Annotated in this window: 21 protein-coding genes and 1 other annotated feature; of the genes, 12 read left to right on the top strand and 9 right to left on the bottom strand. The window is 46.2% G+C overall.

Annotated elements, in window-relative coordinates; translation table 11 throughout:
* The first annotated feature begins 8 nt into the window (after positions 1–8).
* Positions 9–830 (top strand): hypothetical protein, encoded by an 822-nt coding sequence (locus DEF30_RS04925; RefSeq protein ID WP_294097069.1) that lies wholly within the window; start codon positions 9–11, stop codon positions 828–830.
* Between the two features lie 68 nt (positions 831–898).
* Here the strand turns inward: DEF30_RS04925 and murI are convergent, their stop codons facing one another.
* Together murI and tyrS are read right to left on the bottom strand one after the other, a co-directional pair.
* On the bottom strand, positions 899–1,678 hold the full coding sequence (gene murI / locus DEF30_RS04930) for a glutamate racemase (protein WP_294097070.1): 780 nt from the start codon (positions 1,676–1,678) through the stop codon (positions 899–901).
* A 75-nt stretch (positions 1,679–1,753) separates the two neighbouring features.
* On the bottom strand, positions 1,754–2,950 hold the full coding sequence (gene tyrS / locus DEF30_RS04935) for a tyrosine--tRNA ligase (protein ID WP_294097071.1): 1,197 nt from the start codon (positions 2,948–2,950) through the stop codon (positions 1,754–1,756).
* A gap of 183 nt (positions 2,951–3,133) precedes the next feature.
* Positions 3,134–3,384, bottom strand: a binding site (T-box leader).
* 316 nt (positions 3,385–3,700) lie between these two features.
* On the opposite strand from tyrS, the gene DEF30_RS04940 reads away from it, so the two are divergent.
* The 8 genes from DEF30_RS04940 (at position 3,701) to DEF30_RS04975 (ending at position 11,336) form a co-directional block, all read left to right on the top strand.
* Entirely contained in the window at positions 3,701–4,213 is a 513-nt protein-coding gene (locus DEF30_RS04940; RefSeq protein ID WP_294097073.1) for a peptidylprolyl isomerase, read from the top strand.
* A gap of 41 nt (positions 4,214–4,254) precedes the next feature.
* Entirely contained in the window at positions 4,255–4,650 is a 396-nt protein-coding gene (locus DEF30_RS04945; protein ID WP_294097075.1) for a DUF3783 domain-containing protein, read from the top strand.
* A 7-nt stretch (positions 4,651–4,657) separates the two neighbouring features.
* Positions 4,658–5,347 (top strand): helix-turn-helix transcriptional regulator, encoded by a 690-nt coding sequence (locus DEF30_RS04950; RefSeq protein WP_294097077.1) that lies wholly within the window; start codon positions 4,658–4,660, stop codon positions 5,345–5,347.
* Between the two features lie 349 nt (positions 5,348–5,696).
* Positions 5,697–6,644, top strand: coding sequence for a glycine betaine ABC transporter substrate-binding protein (locus tag DEF30_RS04955; protein WP_294097079.1), 948 nt, complete (start codon positions 5,697–5,699; stop codon positions 6,642–6,644).
* A gap of 24 nt (positions 6,645–6,668) precedes the next feature.
* A complete protein-coding gene (locus DEF30_RS04960) occupies positions 6,669–7,817 on the top strand; it encodes an ABC transporter permease (RefSeq protein ID WP_294097081.1) in 1,149 nt (382 codons plus the stop codon).
* A complete protein-coding gene (locus tag DEF30_RS04965) occupies positions 7,814–8,743 on the top strand; it encodes an ABC transporter ATP-binding protein (RefSeq protein WP_294097083.1) in 930 nt (309 codons plus the stop codon). The genes DEF30_RS04960 and DEF30_RS04965 overlap by 4 nt, the downstream gene beginning before the upstream one ends.
* Positions 8,730–9,458: an ABC transporter permease gene (locus tag DEF30_RS04970; RefSeq protein WP_294097085.1), complete on the top strand. Its 729-nt coding sequence runs from the start codon at positions 8,730–8,732 to the stop codon at positions 9,456–9,458. Before DEF30_RS04965 ends, DEF30_RS04970 begins: the two co-directional genes overlap by 14 nt.
* Positions 9,459–9,566: 108 nt before the next feature.
* The gene (locus DEF30_RS04975; RefSeq protein WP_294097086.1) at positions 9,567–11,336 is read left to right on the top strand and encodes a M3 family oligoendopeptidase; all 1,770 of its coding nucleotides are present in this window, start codon (positions 9,567–9,569) and stop codon (positions 11,334–11,336) included.
* Between the two features lie 104 nt (positions 11,337–11,440).
* Here DEF30_RS04975 and DEF30_RS04980 read toward each other — a convergent pair whose 3' ends face one another.
* The 7 genes from DEF30_RS04980 to DEF30_RS05010 form a co-directional block, all read right to left on the bottom strand.
* Positions 11,441–12,643 (bottom strand): cation:proton antiporter, encoded by a 1,203-nt coding sequence (locus tag DEF30_RS04980; RefSeq protein ID WP_294097087.1) that lies wholly within the window; start codon positions 12,641–12,643, stop codon positions 11,441–11,443.
* 2 nt (positions 12,644–12,645) lie between these two features.
* Positions 12,646–12,984: a hypothetical protein gene (locus DEF30_RS04985; RefSeq protein WP_294097089.1), complete on the bottom strand. Its 339-nt coding sequence runs from the start codon at positions 12,982–12,984 to the stop codon at positions 12,646–12,648.
* Positions 12,985–13,254: 270 nt separating this feature from the next.
* On the bottom strand, positions 13,255–14,076 hold the full coding sequence (locus tag DEF30_RS04990) for an alpha/beta hydrolase (RefSeq protein ID WP_294097090.1): 822 nt from the start codon (positions 14,074–14,076) through the stop codon (positions 13,255–13,257).
* A 96-nt stretch (positions 14,077–14,172) separates the two neighbouring features.
* Positions 14,173–14,583: a hypothetical protein gene (locus DEF30_RS04995; RefSeq protein ID WP_074911626.1), complete on the bottom strand. Its 411-nt coding sequence runs from the start codon at positions 14,581–14,583 to the stop codon at positions 14,173–14,175.
* Positions 14,584–14,596: 13 nt separating this feature from the next.
* Positions 14,597–15,457 (bottom strand): Cof-type HAD-IIB family hydrolase, encoded by an 861-nt coding sequence (locus DEF30_RS05000; protein WP_074911627.1) that lies wholly within the window; start codon positions 15,455–15,457, stop codon positions 14,597–14,599.
* Between the two features lie 118 nt (positions 15,458–15,575).
* Positions 15,576–16,727, bottom strand: coding sequence for a hypothetical protein (locus DEF30_RS05005; protein WP_294097097.1), 1,152 nt, complete (start codon positions 16,725–16,727; stop codon positions 15,576–15,578).
* 190 nt (positions 16,728–16,917) lie between these two features.
* A complete protein-coding gene (locus DEF30_RS05010; RefSeq protein ID WP_074911629.1) occupies positions 16,918–17,538 on the bottom strand; it encodes a 50S ribosomal protein L25 in 621 nt (206 codons plus the stop codon).
* Between the two features lie 270 nt (positions 17,539–17,808).
* Between DEF30_RS05010 and DEF30_RS05015 the strand changes: the two genes are divergently transcribed.
* From DEF30_RS05015 to DEF30_RS05025, 3 genes are read left to right on the top strand one after another with little or no spacing between them, the layout of a single operon-like run.
* Positions 17,809–18,105, top strand: coding sequence for an ATP cone domain-containing protein (locus DEF30_RS05015; protein ID WP_083422672.1), 297 nt, complete (start codon positions 17,809–17,811; stop codon positions 18,103–18,105).
* A gap of 47 nt (positions 18,106–18,152) precedes the next feature.
* Positions 18,153–19,013, top strand: coding sequence for an RNase adapter RapZ (gene rapZ, locus DEF30_RS05020; RefSeq protein ID WP_074911630.1), 861 nt, complete (start codon positions 18,153–18,155; stop codon positions 19,011–19,013).
* Between the two features lie 23 nt (positions 19,014–19,036).
* Positions 19,037–20,200 (top strand): N-acetylmuramoyl-L-alanine amidase, encoded by a 1,164-nt coding sequence (locus DEF30_RS05025; RefSeq protein WP_294097103.1) that lies wholly within the window; start codon positions 19,037–19,039, stop codon positions 20,198–20,200.
* The last annotated feature ends 63 nt before the right edge of the window (positions 20,201–20,263 follow it).

Consider the following 20,263-nt stretch of genomic DNA (forward strand, 5'->3'; position numbering starts at 1 on the left):
GGTGTCTTATGACTAATGGAAAAAACAAAGATGAAAAGGAAAAAGTAACCTTAGGTCAGGAAAAGTTTGAAGCGCCCCTTCCTTTGAAAGAAGAGGAAGTTCAGGCAGATAAGAAACTGGCCAAGGATCTTCAGGAAGAAAAGAAAAAGAATGTGGTGGAACCGGATCAGGTTCTGGTGAAGAAAGAAGAAAAGTCCATGGCTTTCAAGAAACCAAAGAAAGGTCAGATGTATGCATTACTGGCAGCTTTGGTGCTGATTCTGGTGCTGCTCTCTGAAACCATCAGAAGATCTGTGTTCCGTGCAGAGGATTCTCTCATTTTCGTGCCCAAGAGCGGAATGCTCATCCCTCCTGTAGGCACAGCCATGATTGCGGCGGCACTGATCTTACTGGTCATCGCCAGCATTTCTCTGTTTAATAAGCGTGGAAAGCTCACTGGGCAGCAGAAGGGCATTGCGATTCTTGTGAGCATCCTCATTGCTTTCATCGGCTTTACCAGTTATTTCCGCTATGTGGACTTCACAGAGACGAAGCTCATCGACAGAAGCATCTTTGCCAACAGAGAGTCCACGTACCTGGATGTCTCTGAGGTTCACGCTTCCACCAAGCAGGAAGGGGAGAATAATGTTCTGTACTATCACTACAAGCTCCTCAGCGGCAGGGATTATGAACTGAAGGTGACAGAAAAGAACAAGGATGAGGTGAAGCTCATCGATACAAAGATCAAGAACACAGCCAAGCGTTCCATCGATAATTATGCCATTCAGGAAATGGAAAGACTGGGCATGTATACAAAGGATGAGGCACTGAAACTTTTCATTCTGGAATAAACAAAAGGAAAAGCCTACGCATCACAGAAGGTTTGATGCGTAGGCTTTCACTATGATTTTTTTCTGGATTAGTCGTCACTTCTCTCTTCAAGAAGCCTAAAGGACAGCTCTTGGAGCTTCTCATCTGGGCTGGAGTTCAGCACAAGGAGGGTTCCTTTTTCATTTTTGTCCGTGAGAAGGTTCTTTTCTGACAGCACCTCTTTCAGATGCCTTGCGGTGCCTTCACTGCCATCCACAATGAGGACGCCCTCTCCGTAAATTCTTCTTAAAGAAGGTTTTATGAAGGGATAGTGTGTACAGCCAAGGACCACAGCACTCATCTCTTTCTTTACGCTTTTCAGCGCTTCTACGAGGTAAAGATAGCTTTTCTCCTGATAGTTGCCGCCCTCTTCGATGATTTCCACAAGGCCTGGCAGAGGCAGTGTTTCCACACTGCGGTTTTCTTTATAGCGGTCCAGAAGATTTTTGAACTTCTTTTCCTCCAGAGTTCTTTTTGTGGCCAGAACCAGGATGTTTCCCTTCTCTGTATGATCCACCGCAACCTTCAGGGCTGGTTCAATACCAATGACAGGAAGATCGGGATAAGACTGTCTGAGATCTTCTATGGCAGCGCTGGTGGCTGTGTTGCAAGCTACAACTAAGGCTTTGATGGAATAGTCCATGAGTTTCTCCACCACCTGAAAAGAGAGCTTTTTGATGGTAGCCAGATCTTTATCACCATAGGGAGCATTCAAGGAATCCCCGAAATAGACAAAATCTTCCTGGGGTAAAATATCCATGGCTTTCTTTAGAACACTGATGCCGCCGACTCCTGAATCAAAAAAACCGATGGGATCTCTTTTTGCCATAAAGCGCCTCCTGCGTAGTTTCAATGGGGTACAAATACTAGATTCATTCTAGCAAAAAAGGAGCTTTATTACAATTTAGGCGGATATGATTTTCACATGGGTCCGCTTTCCGATGGAAAGGGTGAAGCTGCCTTTTGCGGGCAGTTCCTCTTCCCTGGATATTTTTTCTCCGTTGACCGCAAGACCCTTTTGCGCCAGCAGCCTTTTGAATGCATTCTGGCTTTCCACATAGCCGCTTTCTCTTAAAAGAACTGCCAAGGTCATGCTGGAAGGTTCCCAGAGAAGCTCCGGCAGATTCTCTGGAATCTCTTCTTTGGTGAACACGGTGGTGAAATAAACTTCTGCCTCCTTGGCAGCTTCTTCCCCATGATAGAGTCCTGTGAGAAGTTTTGAAAGCTGAAGTTTCACATTTTTGGGATTCTCCTCTTTCAGGGTGGTCTCTATATGCAAGATCTCTTCTGGTGTGAGATCTGTCACTAAGGTGAAGTATTTCAGGATGAGACTGTCTGGCAGTGTCATGATTTTCTGAAACATCACTTTAGGTTCCTCGTCAATGCCCACATAGTTTCCGAGGCTTTTACTCATCTTCTCCACACCATCCAGACCTTCTAAAAGAGGCATCATGAGCACCGTCTGAGGAGATTGGCCTCTGGACTTCTGCAGAGTCCTTCCCATGAGAAGATTGAAGGTCTGATCGGTTCCCCCAAGCTCCACATCCGCTTTTATCATGAGGGAGTCGTATCCTTGAAGAAGGGGATAGACAAACTCATTGAGGCCAATGGGGAAACCCGATTCAAACCGCTTTTTGAAATCCTCCCGCTCCATCATTCTCGCCACGGTGGTGGTTTTCATGAGGAGAAGGGTTTCTTGAAGATCCATCTTCTCCAGCCAGGTGCTGTTGAAGTGGACCACGGTTTTTTCCGGGTCCAGGATCTTAAAAATCTGATCTGTGTAGGTTTTTGCATTTTCCAGCACCTGTTCTTTGGAGAGTTCCACCCGGGACTTTGATTTTCCCGTGGGATCTCCGATTCTTCCTGTAAAATCTCCAATGATGATATGCACCTCATGACCGAGATCCTGAAATGCTTTCAGTTTACGGAGAACCACCGTATGTCCCAGATGAATGTCCGGTGCACTGGGGTCCAGCCCCAGTTTCACCTTCAGTTTCCTGCCATGCTTCAGTTTTTCCTTCAATTCTTCCATGCCGATGACTTCCTCTGCCCCTTTTTCAATGAGTGCCAGAATCGAGTCCAATTGTTCCAAGTTTTCCATACGATCATTCTCCTAACTTTTTTTCTCCGTACTCCGTAACCTTCTGTTCTTCTCCATGCTTCCATACTGCCTGTGCTTCTGTGCTTCTGTGCTTCTGTGCTTCTTTTTTTCTATACTTCTATACTGCTGGCTTTTCTTTATTTTGGCCAAAAATAAAAAATCTCCATCCCTCCAGAATCTCTCTGAAAGGATGAAGACGTAAGCTCCATGGTACCACCTTAATTTATCTCTCATGTCGCCATGAGAAAACTTATCGGGTACATTCATACCCTAGCACGGTAACGGGTGCAGTCTTCCGAGGCAGCCTACTCTTTACGCATTTCGGTGCCTGGCTCAGGGACGTATTCATAGAAGCTGACCTATTTCCTCACACCACACCGGAAACTCTCTTTAAGTGCCATACTTTTATTACTCTTTCCCATCAAAGCCTTTGCTGTTTGATTTATGATTGATTCTAAGTCTTTTATTTCCCGATGTCAAGGCTGAATTTTTTATTGTACACAAAAAAAAACCCCCATATGGGGTTATGAGATGAAAAAAAGGGAAAAGAACGATTGACATTCTCTTCAGCTGGGCAGTCCCATGGGAAGATGTTCCTGCCGGATAGTGATGATGACACTACGAACCTTTGTTCTGTTTAAAGTATAATACAAACAGGTGTTCACGTCAATAGGGAAGAATATTTTTCTTTTCTTTGGAACTCTTGGTATAATAGAGAGGCAATGTAATTAAAAAAGGAGTGTTTTATACATGAATCCAATCGTAACCATTAAGCTTGCAACTGGAAAAGAAATTAAAATAGAGCTGTACAAAGATCTGGCGCCCAACACCGTAAAGAACTTTGTGTCTCTGGTGAACAAGGGGTTTTATGACGGACTGAAGTTCCACAGAGTCATCCCGGGCTTTATGATCCAGGGTGGATGCCCAGAAGGCATCGGCATTGGCGGACCAGGCCACAGAATCAAAGGGGAGTTCAGGGCCAATGGTTTCCAGAACGATCTGAAGCATACAAAAGGCGTCATTTCCATGGCAAGAAGCCAGCACAATGATTCCGCTGGAAGCCAGTTCTTCCTCATGGTGGCAGATGCGCCACATCTGGATGGACAGTATGCAGGATTTGGTGCGGTCATTGAAGGCCTGGAGAAGGCTCTGGAAATTGCCAGAGTGGACAGAGACTACAGAGACATGCCAAGGGTGGACCAGATCATGGAAAAAGTCACAGTAGAACATGCAGAAGACCTGGGTGCACCAGAGGTTCTGTAGCATCTTTCAAGTGTGTGTTAAATAACTTGTAGGAGAAAACTATGTCAGAAAAGAAGAAAATACTGGTTTATGGACTCAGTGAAACGGAGATGGCCCATCTTCGAGGAGAAGGGCTTCATCTTCATGAAATCCATCAGGGAAATGCCGGAGGCACGCTGGGAGAGCTTATTGAAAACAAAGAAGTTCCTCATGTGGGAGAGCCCTTGGGCGTTGTGAAAATTATGATCTTCTGCGGTTTTGAAGCGGATGATCATTTGAAAGAGCTGATCACGAAAATCAGAAAAGAGTATGTGTTTGGGTCCATCATGGCCCTCATCACAAAAACCAACATCAGCTGGCGTTTTGACTATATGATTGAGCATCTTCTGGAAGAACGGGAAGAGAACCGTCAGATCGAAAAAGAACGCCGGGCGCAGTATCAGGAAAAACTGGGGTGAAAGTAAGATGGCAAGAGTAGGCGAAGAGCTGAAGAAAAACAGGCTGGATGCCAACATGACCTTGAAACAGGTGGCAAAAAAGCTGGGTGTTTCTGAAAGCTTTGTGAATGAAGTGGAGCAAGGGAGAAAGGTCGTCAATGAGGATCTTCTGAAGCGCTTCAGCAAAGTGTTCGACAAGAACATCAGCACCATGGGGCTGGGATCCCTGGAGGAAGCGGCTCAGACGGAGTCTGTGGCAAGAACCAAAGAAATCATCAAGAAAGAAGTCTATGTGGCTCCCCAAACACCGGTGAATGAACTTTGGAACCAGGCTTTTGGCGAAAACATCAAAAATGTGCCAGTGTTTGAAGAATCCATGAAAAGCCCCATCTCCCATAAAGGATATGTGGTGGAAAGCAAAAAGATTGAAGGGTTTCCCGTGGACAAGGTGCTTCTTGTGAAATCAGGAAGTGATGATCTGAAAGGCTATGGCATCAGGAAGGGAGATCTTCTGTTTGGTGTGGAAGCAAAGGACATTCAAGGAACAAGCTTTATGCTGGTCTCTGTACAGGGAAAGAACCTTTTGAGGAGAGTCAAAAACCTCAACAATGGGTCCGTGGAGCTTCAGAGCTTCAGAGAGAAAGAAGAGGTCAGAAAGGTGCCCATAAAAGATGTGCTTCCTTTGGTAAAATTTCATAAATTGGAAAGAGCATTATAATTATCAACAAACGAAGAGCAGGACCTGTGGAAAACCATCGGGGATCTGCTCTTTTTCTTTACGCTGATTTAGAGTACAAAAGAGCATTGTCAGAAGATTCCGTCACAGCTTATCCACAGATTGTGGATAAAAAACCCTTTTCTATGGATAACTATTCTTTTTTAGCAGGTTATACACAAGGAGAACTCTTCTTTTTATCTGCATTGAAATCTCATCGTAAAAAGTTCATGTATTGTTCCCTTATTCTTCACGGAATATTACATTTGGTCGTAAAGGAGAAGATATAATAGTAAGTACAAAGAAGTATGATAAGATTACGCTACAATGAAAGATCGAAAGGAAGATAGATATGAGAAAGAAAATTGGATTGCTGTTGTCTCTGACCCTTGTTCTTGGGATACTTTCCGCCTGTGCATCTCCTGAAACTGGAGAAGAGGTGAAGAATCCGGAGGATGCCATCACCTTAGGTTCCTTTGTGGATACGGAAGGGGGAATCCTTGGCAATATGCTGCTTCTGGCTCTGGAAAATAAGGGATATCTCATAGAAGACAAAGTGCAGTTCGGAACGCCGGATGTGCACAGAAATGCGCTTCTGCAAGGAGAACTTGATCTTGGCATCGACTATACAGGAAACGGACAGTTCTACTCAGAAGGCATAGATCCTTCGGTCTGGGTGGATGCGGTGAAGGGCTATGAAGCCATTCAAGCCTATGATGAAAAAGAGAACAGTCTCATCTGGATGGCTCCTGCCAAAGCAAACAATACGGAAGCTCTGGCAGTGAAAGAGGACTTTGCCGAAGAGAATGATATTGCCACCATGGAAGATTTTGCAAGATATGTCAATGAAGGTGGGGAAGTGAAGCTTATCACCTCTCAGCTCTTCGCTGAAAAAGAGCAGGGACTTCTGGGACTGGAAAAAGCCTATGGATTCAAGCTGCAGCCAAGCCAGCTGATTCTTCTGCCCCATGGAAACACAGCAGAGACTTTGAAAGCTCTCGCCAGTGGAACAGATGGTGTCAATGTGGCTCTCGCCTATGCCACAGATGGATCCCTGGTGGATCTGGCGCTTAGGATCATTGAAGATCCAAAGTCCATTCCGCCGGTCTATGAGCCCTCTGCCATCATCCGGAAAGAAGTCCTCGACAAGTATCCGGAAGTGAAGGAAATCGTGGAGGAAGTATTTGCTCTCCTGACGAAAGAAAATCTGCAGGAAATGAACAAAGCCGTCATCGTGGATGGAAAATCCCCCAAGGATGTGGCGAAGGAATTCCTCACTGAAAATAAACTGCTGCCATAACAGACGAGATGGAAGGTGCTGCTTTTGAAGAAGAAACTGGATTATCCCCAATTGGTGTACAGCTTTTTAGGGCTGCTGGCACTGCTTTTACTGAATATATCCGAAGTGAAGCCCAACCGTATTGCACCAGGAGAAAGGTATAGGCTCTATGAGCTTTCCGGGTTGCCCATGATGATTTTTGTCATGGGCTTTCTTGTGCTGATGCTCCTTTCCTATGATTTTTCGGAAAAAAAGGCCGTGGTTTCCGGCATCCTTTCCGCGATTCTCTTTACGGGGATCCTTTTTGTGCTGGGCAGAGTCTCTCTGGAGATGGCGAAAGATGCGCCTACCATGAGGCTCAGCTTTTCCGCTGGCTTCTACGGGATTCTTCTCATGGTGTATCTTCTCGTAGGGCATGGGCTGTCGAAGAAACCCAGAAGGCAGTATCTCATCTACATGGGACTTGTTCTCAGCGGTGCAGTGGTGGTCTTTCTTCTTGCTTCCGGACAGTTTCAGGTGTTTTCCATCATGAAAGAGTTTGAGAATAAAAGAGCCCAGTTTTTCACAAGCTTCACGGAGCATCTGTTCCTTTCCATGGGCTCTGTGCTGGCAGGAATGCTCCTTGCAGTTCCCCTGGGGTATCTGGCATACCGCAGAAAAAAGCTGGAGTCTTTTGTCATGGTGCCTCTGTCCATTCTGGAAACCATACCCAGCCTATCTCTTTTTGGTGTTCTTTTGGTTCCTTTGGCTGCCCTGGGAAGACTTCCATTTTTTAAAGCCCTTGGCGTCAGCGGCATCGGATGGGCACCGGCTTTTGTTGCCCTCACCCTCTATACACTCTTGCCCATCGGCCGAAACACTTTAGTGGGATTTTCCACGGTGGATCAGAGTGTCATCGAAGCGGCCAGAGGCATGGGCATGAACAGGTCTGAAATATTCCGCCGGATCCTTTTCCCACTGGCGCTGCCCATCATTCTGACGGGTCTTCGCATCGCCATGGTCCAGACCCTAGGAGGCGCAGTATTGGCTGGCCTTGTGGGGGGCGGTGGGCTTGGAAGCTTTGTGTTCCTGGGGCTTGCAGAAGGATCGCCGGATCTTGTGCTTCTTGGGGTCATTCCCATTGTGGTCATGACCCTTACGCTGGACAGCACCTTGAAAGCGCTGGTGAAGAGATTGAGGAGGGATGAATTGTGATTAAACTGCAAAATGTTGTGAAAAATTATGAAGGTTATGAGGCGGTGAAGGGCATCTCTCTAGAGGTCAAAGAAGGAGAGCTTTATGTGCTTTTGGGACCTTCAGGCTGTGGAAAATCCACGACGCTTCGACTCATCAACAAGATGATCGACCGCACCTCGGGGGAGATCTTTGTGGAGGGAGAACCTGTGGACGCCTTCAAAGTGGAGTCCCTTCGGAAGAAAATGGGATATGTCATCCAGAGCACCGGGCTTTTTCCGCACATGTCCGTGGAGGAGAACATCGCAACGGTGCCCCGGCTTCTCAAATGGAAGGAAGTGGACATCCGAAAACGAGGAGAGGAGATGCTGAGGCTTGTGGGACTGTCTCCGGAAGTATATGGCAAGAAGCTTCCAAAGGAGCTCTCAGGAGGAGAAGCCCAGAGAGTGGGTGTAGCAAGAGCCCTGGCGGCAGATCCTCAAATTCTTCTCATGGATGAGCCTTTTGGGGCGGTGGACCCCATCAGCAGGGTAAGGCTTCAGAAAGAGTTCCGGGAGATTCAGAAAAAGCTTGGGAAAACCGTTATTTTTGTGACCCATGACGTGGAGGAAGCTCTGCTTCTTGCGGACCGGATCTGCCTCATGAAAGAAGGAAACATCGTTCAGGAAGGAACACCGGAAGAGGTGATTCTAAGACCCAAGGACCCTTTTGTGGAGGACTTCTTTGGTAAAGAAGGAACCTTGAGTCTTCTCACCAGATTCAAAGCCATGGATTTCAGGGAAGAGAAGCCCCTTCCAGGGGAGCCTCTTCCAGAGGAGACTACCTTGAAAGAAGCCCTCTCCACCATGATGCTTCTTGGCGTAGGAAGACTTCCCATTGGTGGCGGCAGCATCACGCTGGCAGCCATCATGGAGGTCATCAGGAGGTGGAGCCATGAAGAGGAGTAGACTTTATGCCGCACTTCTTCTCAGTGTGCTTCTTCTGCTTCTTCTCCTCTTTCCCAAAGAGTTTGAGGAGTTTCTCGGCAGATATTTCCTCTCCAAGTTTCCCGAAGGATCCAGAACGCCACTATCTCAGCTTTTTATCGAGCACATGGAGATGGTTGTGATTTCCAGTGCCTTGGCCATATCCTCAGGAATCTTTCTGGGCATCTTTCTCACCACGAAAGTAGGAGCACCCTTTAAAGATTCACTTCTGAAACTGGTGAGCCTTGGACAGACCTTTCCTTCGGCAGCGCTTCTGGCTCTGGTGGTGCCCGTGGTGGGCTATGGCCTCAAGGGTGCACTCATTGCGCTGTACCTGTATGCTCTGATGCCCATTGTCTACAATGTGGTGGTGGGAATTGAAGAAGTGCCGGAAAGTGTTGTGGAGGCTGCCAAGGGCATGGGCATGAGTGAAGCGGAGATCTATAGAAAAGTGAAGATTCCGTTGGCCATGAATGCCATTTTAGGTGGCATCCGAACTTCTACGGTAATCAACATCAGCGCCGCAACCTTAGCGGCGGCAGCAGGAGCTGGTGGTCTTGGGGTTCTTGTGGTCAACGGGGTCAGGACCTTTGATATGATCCTCATCCTCATGGGGTCCATTCCTGTGACCCTTCTGGCAGTGATTGTGGAGCTTTCCCTGGAAGAGCTGCAGAAAAGAACGATTTATACCCAATGACACAGAATCTTGGAGAGCCGTACAGAAATGACGGCTCTCTTTTCAGTTTCTCTGAAGTGAATGTTATAATCGGAATAACGAAATGGAACAAAGAAAGGTGGAAGTACTATGAAATGGAGTCTGAAAGAACTGTATGAGAGCTTTGAATCCCCTGAATTTTTGAGGGATTCAAAAAGGATCCTCACCCTCATTGAAGAAGTGAATGCCTACGCAGAGAATGAGTTTCAGGAGGTGGAGAGGGCCAAGGAGAAACTTGAGACCTATCTTCACTATGAGATGGAGATGTCAAATCTTGTGTCAAGGGTCATGGGATTTGCAAACCTCACCATGTCCACGGACGCGAGAAATGAAGCAGCCAGAGAACATTTCTCAAGAATTGCCATGAAGCTTTCTGCCATTACGAAGGCAGAAGTCCTCTTTAAGAGGTTCGTGCAAAAACTTGAGAATCTGGAAGAAATCATCCGTGGAAGCACCTTCCTGACGGAGCACAGATTTCTTTTAGAAGAAGCGAAAAAGGAAGGGCAGTATCTCTTAAGTGATGCGGAAGAAATGCTCATTGCAAAGATGTCCAATACAGGCTCCAAAGCCTGGACGAATCTTCAGAACATCCTTACTTCCACCCTGCTGGTGGAGATGGAAAAGGAAGGAGAGAATGTGTCTCTGCCTCTTCCTGCTGTAAGAAATCTTGCCTATGACAAGGATCCTGCCGTGAGAAAAGCTGCCTATGAGGCAGAGCTTGCTGCCTACAAAAAAGTGGAGGAGTCCTCTGCTGCTGCCCTAAACGGCATCAAAGGAGAAGTGCTCACAGTGTCAGAGCTGCGAGGCTTTGAGACGCCCCTTCATGAAACTCTTTTCCAGTCCCGTATGGAAAAGGAAACTCTAGACGCCATGTTTGACGCCATAAGAGAATCTCTGCCAAGCTTCAGAAAATATCTTAAGAGAAAAGCAGCGCTTCTTGGACATGAAAAGGGACTGCCCTTCTATGACCTTTTTGCCCCCATGGGAGAAAGTGAGATGCAGTTCACTTATGAGGAAGCCATGGACTATATCGTGAAGAATTTCAGCACCTTCAGCCCGAAACTCGGACAGTATGCCAAGGAAGCCTATGAGAAGAACTGGCTGGATGTGGAGCCTCGGGAAGGAAAAAGAGGCGGCGCCTTCTGCTCCAATCTTCATGTCATCGGAGAATCAAGAATTCTCTCAAACTTTGATGGAAGCTTCAGCAACATGACAACCCTTGCCCATGAGCTGGGCCATGGCTATCATGGGTTCAACCTGAAAGAGGAAACCATCTTAAACAGCAGCTACCCTATGCCCATCGCAGAGACTGCGTCTATCTTCTGTGAGACCATTGTGGTCCAGGCAGCGCTGAAGGAAATGAGCGATAGAGAGGCTGTGACCATTCTGGAGCAGAGCATCTCCGATGCCACCCAGGTCATCGTGGACATCTATTCCAGATACCTCTTTGAAACCAAGCTTTTTGAAACAAGAAAAGACCATCCTCTTTCTGTGAAAGAGCTCAACGCTTTTATGCTGGAAGCTCAGAAGGAAGCCTATGGAGACGGACTGGATGAGGAAGTGCTGCATCCCTATATGTGGCTCAATAAGACCCACTACTACTCTGCGGGCAGAAATTTCTACAACTTCCCTTATGCCTTTGGACTCTTATTCTCCAAGGGGCTGTACGCCATCTATCTGAAGCGTGGAGAATCCTTCGTGCCAGAGTATGATGCGCTGCTCTCTGTGACTGGAAAGAAGAGCATCAAAGAAGTGGCAGAGCTCATGGACATTGATGTGACAAAGCCGGACTTTTTCAGAGACTCTTTAAAGATTGTAGAAAGAGACATCGAGAAGTTCCTGGAGCTCACGAAGAAGTAACATCAAAAAAGATGAAGAGGATGTGTTTTGGGATTTTCAAAGCATATCACGATGAAACATAGAGATAAAAAGAAGACCTGACAAAATCTGTCAGGTCTTCTTTGTTATAGAGCTGGATTCAATTTCTTTTTCATGGCAGGTTCAATGTCGCCAGCCTTGGTCAGAGCAATCTTCGTGGCCACAGGACCTACCAGTTCATAGATCACTGTGCCAGCGAGAATGATGACCTTGATGGTTTGTCCAAACTCCGGCACCACCGTGAGAGAGAGGGTCGCAAGACCGATGGCTACACCAGCCTGAGGAATCAAGGTGAATCCGAGATACTTCTTTACTGGTTCAGGAGAATGACATAGGGTAGCACCCAGGGTTGCGCCAAAAACCTTGCCTAGAACCCGAACGAGCACATAGATGAGGCCTGTTACGCCAACTGAGGGGAGAATACCGATGTTGAGGTCTGCTCCGGAGAAGAAGAAAAACAGCATAAAGATGGGAGGCGTGAATCCGTCCACCATACTGAAGATGGCTTCAGAATCCTTGGAGAGATTCACAAATAGAGCGCTCATAGCCATGGCGGAAAGAAGCTCTGAAAGTCCGAACATCTTGGAAAGACCTACCGTCAGCGCAATCATCGCGATGGCGATGGAAAGCCGGTTTCCTTTATTGGAGAACCATTTGACAAGAAGGGTCAGAAGTACACCCATGGCAGCACCGAGTAAAAGAGCGAGAATGATTTCAAGAACCGGTGTCACAAGGGTCAGCCAAAGTGGGCTGGTGCCTGTAGCTCCAAGAGCTTTTACTGCAGCCAGGGAGATGCCGAAAAGCATCAGGGCGATGGCGTCATCAATGGCAACCACGGGCATGAGGGTTTCTGTTACAGGCCCTTTGGCCTTATACTGTCTTACCACCATGAGGGTAGCTGCTGGAGCAGTAGCTGCAGCAATGGCACCCAGCATGAGAGAGAACTGAAGGTTATGCCCTGTGGCAATGAGTGCGGCGTCTACGAAAACCACTGCAAGCAGGGCTTCCAGGATGGCGATGATGATGGGGGCTTTACCCGCTTTCTTCAGATAACTGAGTTTAAATTCTGCACCAATGGAAAAGGCGATGAAACCCAGTGCAAACTCAGAGACAGAATGAAAGCTCGCCACAGACTCTTCTGAAAGGATCCCCAAAACAAAGGGTCCTGCCAGGATGCCCATGAGAAGATATCCTGTAACGTTTGGAAGGTGCATCTTCTTCACCACCTTGCTGGAAAGAAGAGCCAGAATCAGAGCGATGCCCAAATGTATAAAAAGACTGTTTTCCATGTTTATTCACCCAACCCTTCCACAGAAGTGATGGGAATAGAGAACATGATTCCTGCACCAGGCTTGTTGAGGTCTCCAGTGATACGCTTGATGGTGGATTTCGTTGCCAGCACCTGCTCTTCCTGAAGGACGAAAAGCAGCACATGGCTCTTTTCCTCAATGGTGTCATTCATGAGGTGTCTCAGCATACCAAAAATCGGCACTTCTTCCTGCTTCATGAGGATGTTGGCCATACCTTTTCCTTCCAGTAGGGTTCCGCCTTTCACTCCGGCTTCTGCCAGGGAGGTGAGAAGGGTACTGATACAGTCCAGATCTTTCAAAATAAGAATTAATAATTGCATAAAGTCTCCTTTCTTTCCTAAAACGACGTTTTCTATGTTACGCTTCTGATTTTTCTTTGTCAAAAGAGATACATTTTGACAGACAAAGAAATAATAAAGATTTCCTCATTAATTGAGGTAAATTAACTGATAAATTGAAACAATTTAAGCATGAAATAGTTTTCTCTTTGAATCTGTGAAATTTCAGAGGTTTTTCAAACCAATGAAAAAAGCATCCATACCTAAAGAAAAACCTCTAGGATGGATGCTTTATATGGATGTGGCTGTATTCTACTTCGCTTTGTTTTTTAGAATGAACCCTAGAAGAAGTGTTGTCACTTCATTGGGCTTCTCGAAGATGGATACATGACCGCACTCCGGAAGGGTCACATATTCTGATCCGGAAATATGGTGGTGGATTCGAAGGGACTCCTCCGGTGTTTTCAGGATGTCCTGTTCTCCGCAGACAATGAGAGAAGGGGCTTTGATGGACTGAAGCTCTTCTTTTGACATCTGTACATCCTGAAGAAAGCTGTCATATAGAGTCACCTGCCCGGATAGATAGTCCTGTCCGATGCCTTTAGTGGCTTTTGCCCTTTGGGACAGGAACTCTTTGTTCTCATTGATGAACTTTTCTCCGTAGATGGAAGGCATCAGGGTGTTGAAAAAGGACTCCCCATCGCCTGCTAGAGCTGGTGCTTTCCAGGAGGAGACAAAGGAGCTGCCCACGGCGGTTTTCTCGCTGGTGGAGTCGATGACCACCATACTTTGCACTCTCTCAGGATGATGCATGGAAAGCCTCATGGCCACTTCTCCCCCATAAGAAGTGCCCACCAGGTGTGCTTTTTGGATGCCTAGATGATCCATGAGTTTCACGGTTTCATCCGCATGCTCTTTGAACGTATAGGGTCCTTGTGGTTTGCCGGACTTCAGCTGCCCCTTGAAGTCATGGAGAAGCACCCGGTAACCTGAGTCCTCAAAAGGTTTTGACAGTACGTACCAGCTGTTTGTGGATGCCATGACGCCATTGAGAAAAAGAATGGTTTCCTTTCCCTCTGGATTTCCCCGCAGCTCAAAATAAAGCTTCATTCCATCTAGTTCGAAAAATGACATAAAAATAGCCCCCTTTGGATGATAATTTGAGCCCATTATAATCCAAAGGGGAACCTGATGCAATCATCATATTTGGTTATATCGTTCAGGATGCAGCTACCCCATCTGAATAAGATGCGTACCTATGGCAAGAACCATCAGTACTGCGATGATTTTATGAACGAGAAGCAGCGTTTTCTTGGTTTCTTTCTTCGCCTTGGAAACCAGATACCCAAGGGCTCCCTGAAGGAGCATCAGTACTGCCGGAACGACACCACTAAGAACAAATCCCCAACGGCTGTACTGGACAAGGAAGTGTCCAACAGCGCCCAGGGCTGCTATGAGGCCAAAAAGTCTATGGTTTTTTACAATGAACTTCATGAACATCTGCCAGGGTTTTTTGAGGGTTTCTTTTTTAAGAAGGGTCTTACCAAAGGTTTTCTGCACATATTTCACAACAGGGTTGAGAAAGGAAAGAGAGAAAAAAACCACGGTAAACCAACCTAAGAATTCGCCTAATTCACGCATAACAATCGACTCCTTATTCTTTTTCGGTTAAGTGCTGTAAAAACTTCACTGCTCCATCTTCATCGTTGGTGGGGGCCAGGTAATCTGCCATGGCTTTGATATGTTCTACGCCATTTCCCATGGCTCCCTTGATGCCGGCCACTTTGATCATGGAAAGGTCATTATAGTTGTCTCCAATGGCTGCCACATCCTGAAGATCTATCTGAAGGATCTCACAAAGATGGGTCAGGGCGATGCCTTTACTGGTTTTGCTGCTGGTCATCTCAAAATTATATTTCCAGGAGCTGAAGGTCCGGATTCTCTTATCCATGGTAAAATACTCCATCGCTTTGTGTATTTTATTGAGGTACGCACTGATGGAAGACACACTGTTTCCGCTGTCAATGGAGTTTAATAAAGTCTCCATATCCTCCACCACTTTCAGGTTTCCTTGAGATAAGACAAGACCCAGAATATCCTGCTCCAGTTCTTTCTTTTTGGCAGAATCCAATGCTCCAACATCCTCCAGTTCTTTATGGAGAATCGCAAGACTCTCCTTTGTGATATAGGTATAATCATCATCCGCCACCTCGTACTCCAGGTTTTGCCCCTGAAGATACTGAATGATGTCTTTCACCTGATCTTTTGGAATGGAGATGGAGTAGATTTTCTTCCCGTTATTGTCGTAGATACTGGCTCCATTGCTGGAAATGATATAAGGTCTGATTTTAAAATCCTTGATGATCTCCAGAATGTCAGAATAGGATCTTCCAGTGGCAATGCACACAGGGAGACCATTCTCCATGGCGCTGTTCAGGGATGCAAGGCTGTAGGGGGAAAGGGTATGATCGGAAGCCAGAAGAGTGCCATCCAAATCTGTCACAAATAACTTCATAAAATTTACCTCCAAATATGAAACTACTTTCTTCAAGGTCAGTATATCATAGGGCATCGTTTTCAGGGGTAAAGAAAACTCGGCAGCAGGAAATTTTCATTCACCGCTGCCGAAAAGACTATGCTCTATTTGGCTCCGGATAACGGAAGATGGATTTAACGCCTGTCTCTAAGGGAATCTCCCCGTTTGAGACCACGATGACTTTTGCTTTCTGCTCCAGTGCAAGAAGAGCCAGATCGTTGAGAAGATCGGTGCCCGTATCCTCATGGCTGAGGTGACCAAGATCTTTGTTGATGCTTCCAGGCACAGTGGCATCGAGATTTACAATGAGTGTATCCACCCGGGCGGTAGCTGCAGCCCGTGCGATCTCGCTAAGATCCTCGGAAGCCAGTTCTCTGGATTTATTGAACTCATATTTTTCATGGAGCTTTCGGATGTTCTCGGTATATTTTGGAGAAAGCAGGTTCCAGGCAAAGGAGATGAACTCCTCTGGTGTGACAGTCTGGGGATCTTTTTTAATGCCGTCTTTCAGAAGATACTGGTTGTGGCTGAGTTTCTGAAACTCTGCATGGTGCTCTGGAAGTGCAGCAAGGATCAGTGGAAGATCGGTGCGCTTGGAGTGGTTCTCATGAATATAACGGTCCACCCATCGGAAGTACTTCTCCTGGTCCACGGCTTCCTCATCCCGGTTGTCACCGCCGCCGCCATACATGGTTTTACCACTGGTGCCCATGGATACGCCATGGGTTCTGTTTTCCTCATAAAAGCTGCCCACCACGTCTTTCAGGGATTTCTGCTCTTCCTTAGGAAGCTCCACTTCTCTGATGCCGTAGCGGTTTCCTTCAAAGAGCGTGAAGTTCGTTTTGTAGAGGGCCAGTATCTGGTAGCTGTCATCGGTCTGATAGGCATTCAAAAGAGGTTTTACATAAAAGTTTTTCGAGACTTCCACATATTCTTTCACGTCACGCTGAAGCTTGTACACAACCATCTCGTCTCTTTTGGCCAGAACGCCAAGACCATCCAGCTGGTAGCTCCAGAATGGTTTATCCTCAAGAAGGGTCTTTAAATCACTTAATATCTCCTCTCCCGCTCTTCCGGGATAATTTTTAGCGAGTAGATCTTCTGCTTTTTTCAGCAGATTCTTGAAGCGGATTTCATTATCCTTTGTTTCAGTGGTTAGTCTGCTGGTAGGCATGTAGATGGAAACAAAAGGGGGCTCTCCGTTTTCAATGATAGGATGCGGGAATCTTTCTGCAACGATGTACGCCATAGTATACCTCCTAAATTAATCGTAATATTCTGACATTTTAGGATAAGGAAAGACCTCTCCTATGAGTGTTCTTATTATACAATAAATTATTGAACAGAATTTGAAAGAAACATGAACGAAAGGTATGTAAAGTATGCATTTCACAGAAAAAGACTGTTCCGCAGGGGAACAGTCTCTATAAGCTAGGTTGCTATTCTTCTTCACCGATGACCTTGGGCTCAGCGCTGTCTTCTGCAGGTTCTTCTGCATCTTCATCCACTTCTGCCATCTGAGCGGAGAGAACGACTCCGAGCAGCACATCTTCTTCGGCTTCTACTTCAATTCCTTCAGGGATTGAGAGGGCACTGAGGTGCACTTTATCTTCAAAGTTCAGCCCTGTGACGTCGATTTCCAGCTTTTCAGGCAGATCTTCTGCAGGGCCCTTCAGAATCAGTTCCTGCACATTCGGCTGGAACAGAAGTCTTCTGTGGGTCAGGCTTTCCTCACCGAGTATATGGAGAGGAACGGTCACTGAAATGACTTCTCTTAATGAGATGGCCTGAAAATCAATGTGTTCCGGCAGGAAGGTGGCACCATTTCTTTGGACTTCCTTCACAATGGCGGTGACAGCTTTTTCAAGACCTTCCAGTTTTACAATAGATGTCTTTGTGTTTTCCTTCAAAAGCTTGTTGGCTTCTGACAGACTCATCTCCAAAGGGATGGAGTCCTTGAATTCTCTTCCATAGACAACACCTGGGACAATCCCATCTCTTCTGAGTTTTTTGGCTTTTACACCACTTCGATTTGATACTTGATATACTGTATTACTCATAATCACTCACTCCTCATACAAACGTATATCCGACATCCGACAATTATTATTATACATCACACTGGAGAATAAATGGCGGAATAAACAGATTATTTAAAGTATATTATCTAAGGGTTTATAGTTTGCTTAGAATGTTTAAGACAGGTTCATAATCTCAAGTGCCATAAAGAGGATCTTCTGGTTTTTCCGGGTAAAAATCCTGTAGAACCTTATAATTTTCAAGGATTATAGTATAATAAAGGCAAGAATATAATAAAAGGTGGGAGTATCATGCTGAAAGTGGTAAAAAGAGACGGCAGAATTATTGATTTTGATCTGGAACGCATCAAAGTGTCTGTGGCCAACAGCGCCAGAGATTCGGAAATCCAGGTGACCGAGAAGGAGCTGGATCTCATCTCCCATCAGGTGGAGAAAACCATCCGTAAGGTCCGAGGGGAAGAAGGCATTACATCCACCTATGAAATCCGAGGTGTCGTGGTCCGCGTTCTGAAGGAAATGGGCTATAAGAATATCGCCAAGGATTTCTATGAAGGGGAAAAAATCAGAAAGAAGGAAGACTCAAAATAACAAGGGTCAACGACATCGATATGTAAAACAGAAACAGGAGGTGCGTCATGGAGCTTGTCATCGTCACAGGAATGTCCGGCGCTGGAAAATCAGTTGCGGTGAATGCTATGGAGGATTTGGGTTTTTTCTGTGTGGATAATCTGCCGCCACAGTTCCTATTGCAGTTTGCGCAGCTCAGTATCGGTACAAAAGGAAAAAATGACAGAATTGCGCTGGTGGTGGATGCCAGAAGCAAAAATGTCTTCACCAGTCTCAACGAGGAGATCAATCTTCTGGATGAGAATAAAATCCGCTATAAGCTCTTATTTTTGGATGCATCCGATGAGGTGCTCCTGAACCGGTATAAGGAAACCAGAAGGAAGCATCCACTGATGGATAGTGAGCTGACCTCTCTGGAAAAAGCCATTGATCTGGAGCGGACTTCCTTTGAAACCATCCGAAGCCGTGCAGACTATATCTTGGATACCACCTTTCTTTCCAGCCAGAAGCTGAAGAAGGAAGTGAATAATCTCTTTTCTGTGGAAGGGAATCACAGAATGCAGATCAAAACAGTGTCTTTCGGATACAAATACGGAATTCCCAACGACGCGGATCTTGTTTTTGATCTGCGGTATCTGCCAAATCCCTACTATGTTCCAGAGCTTCGGGAGAAGACAGGACTACAGGATGAGGTGTTTCATTATGTCATGGAGACAGAACAGGCAGAGAGTCTGTTTCTGAAACTCATTGATCTCATTGAGTACCTGATTCCTCTCTATACAGAAGAGGGCAAGAGCCAGCTGGTCATTGCGTATGGGTGCACTGGTGGTAAGCACCGCTCTGTATCCTTTGCCAGAAGGACTGCGGAGTATCTCAAAGAAAAAGGATTCCCAGCAGTGACCCAGCATCGTGATATTGAAAGGGTCTAGAAGGGGTGAAAGGAAACATTGTCATGAAAAGAAAACAAAGGATTTTCCTCATGGTCTTACTCCTGTCCCTCAGTGTGCTCTTTACTGGATGCAAATCCAGCAGCAGAGAGGCATTCAACACAAAAATGAAAGAAGGAGAAGTGCTCCTTCAGGCGGAGAAGTATGGGGAAGCGGTAGAGTATTTTGAGGCTCTATATAAGGAAAACAGTGACAGCATCACCCTCATGGAGAAGCTGGAGTATGCCATTACTCTGGAGGCGTCTAGAAATGCACTGAAAAAAGCGGAAGCCTACCTTGAGGAGGAAAACTACCAGGAGGTGCTGAAATCTCTGGAAGGGGTCCATCAGGAGGATGAAAAAGGTGTGCTCCTGAAAGAGGCTCTTCTGGAGGATATGAAAAAGGAGTTTCTCACCAAAGGAAAAACGCTTCTGGAAAAAGAGGCCTTTGATGAGGCCCTGGCTCTTCTGAAAGAATATGAAAGGCTAAGAGGGGAAGATTCTGACATTCTGGTCCTTCATGAAACCATTCTGGAAGAGAAGAACAAACCTGAAGAACCCAAGAAGCTGATTGTCCTCAATGCGGGGCACCAGAAGGTGCAGGATAAGAATCAGGAGCCTTTGGGTCCTGGCAGCAGTGAGACCAAAAACCGTGTAACCTCTGGAACCAGAGGTGTGGCCACGGGTATTTACGAGTATGAGCTGAATCTTCTCATGGCAGAGAAACTGGAAAAGAGACTGCTGGAAGAAGGATTCCTGGTGAAAATGGTTCGGACATCCCATGAGGTTTCCATCAGCAACAAGGAACGGGCAGAATTGGCCAATGCCTGGGGAGCGGATCTTTATATCTCCATCCATGCCAATGGAAGTGAGAACAGCAAGAAAAGAGGAATTCTCACCATCTATCCATCCCAGGACAATCCATTTGTTTCTCATCTAAGTGTGGAAAGCCAAAGGCTTTCAGAGCTTCTTCATGATGCCATGGTGGAGAAGACAGGCGCAAATCCTGTGGGTGCAGTACCCATGGACCATATGGCAAGTCTAAACTGGTCTAAAGTCCCTGCCACCATCATTGAAATGGGGTATATGTCCAACCGCGAGGAGGATGTTCTTCTTTCCGAGGAAGCCTATCAGACAAAACTTGTGGAAGGTATGGTAGAAGGGATCAAAGCGTATTTTTCTTTAGAATAGTCCTAGCTAGAATTGTGAACAGTACCGGGCTCTATGCCAGAAGGTGCTGTTTTTCTTTTTTTT

Origin of the sequence: Proteiniclasticum sp., assembly GCF_003514505.1 — a bacterium.
GTDB lineage: Bacteria > Bacillota > Clostridia > Clostridiales > Clostridiaceae > Proteiniclasticum.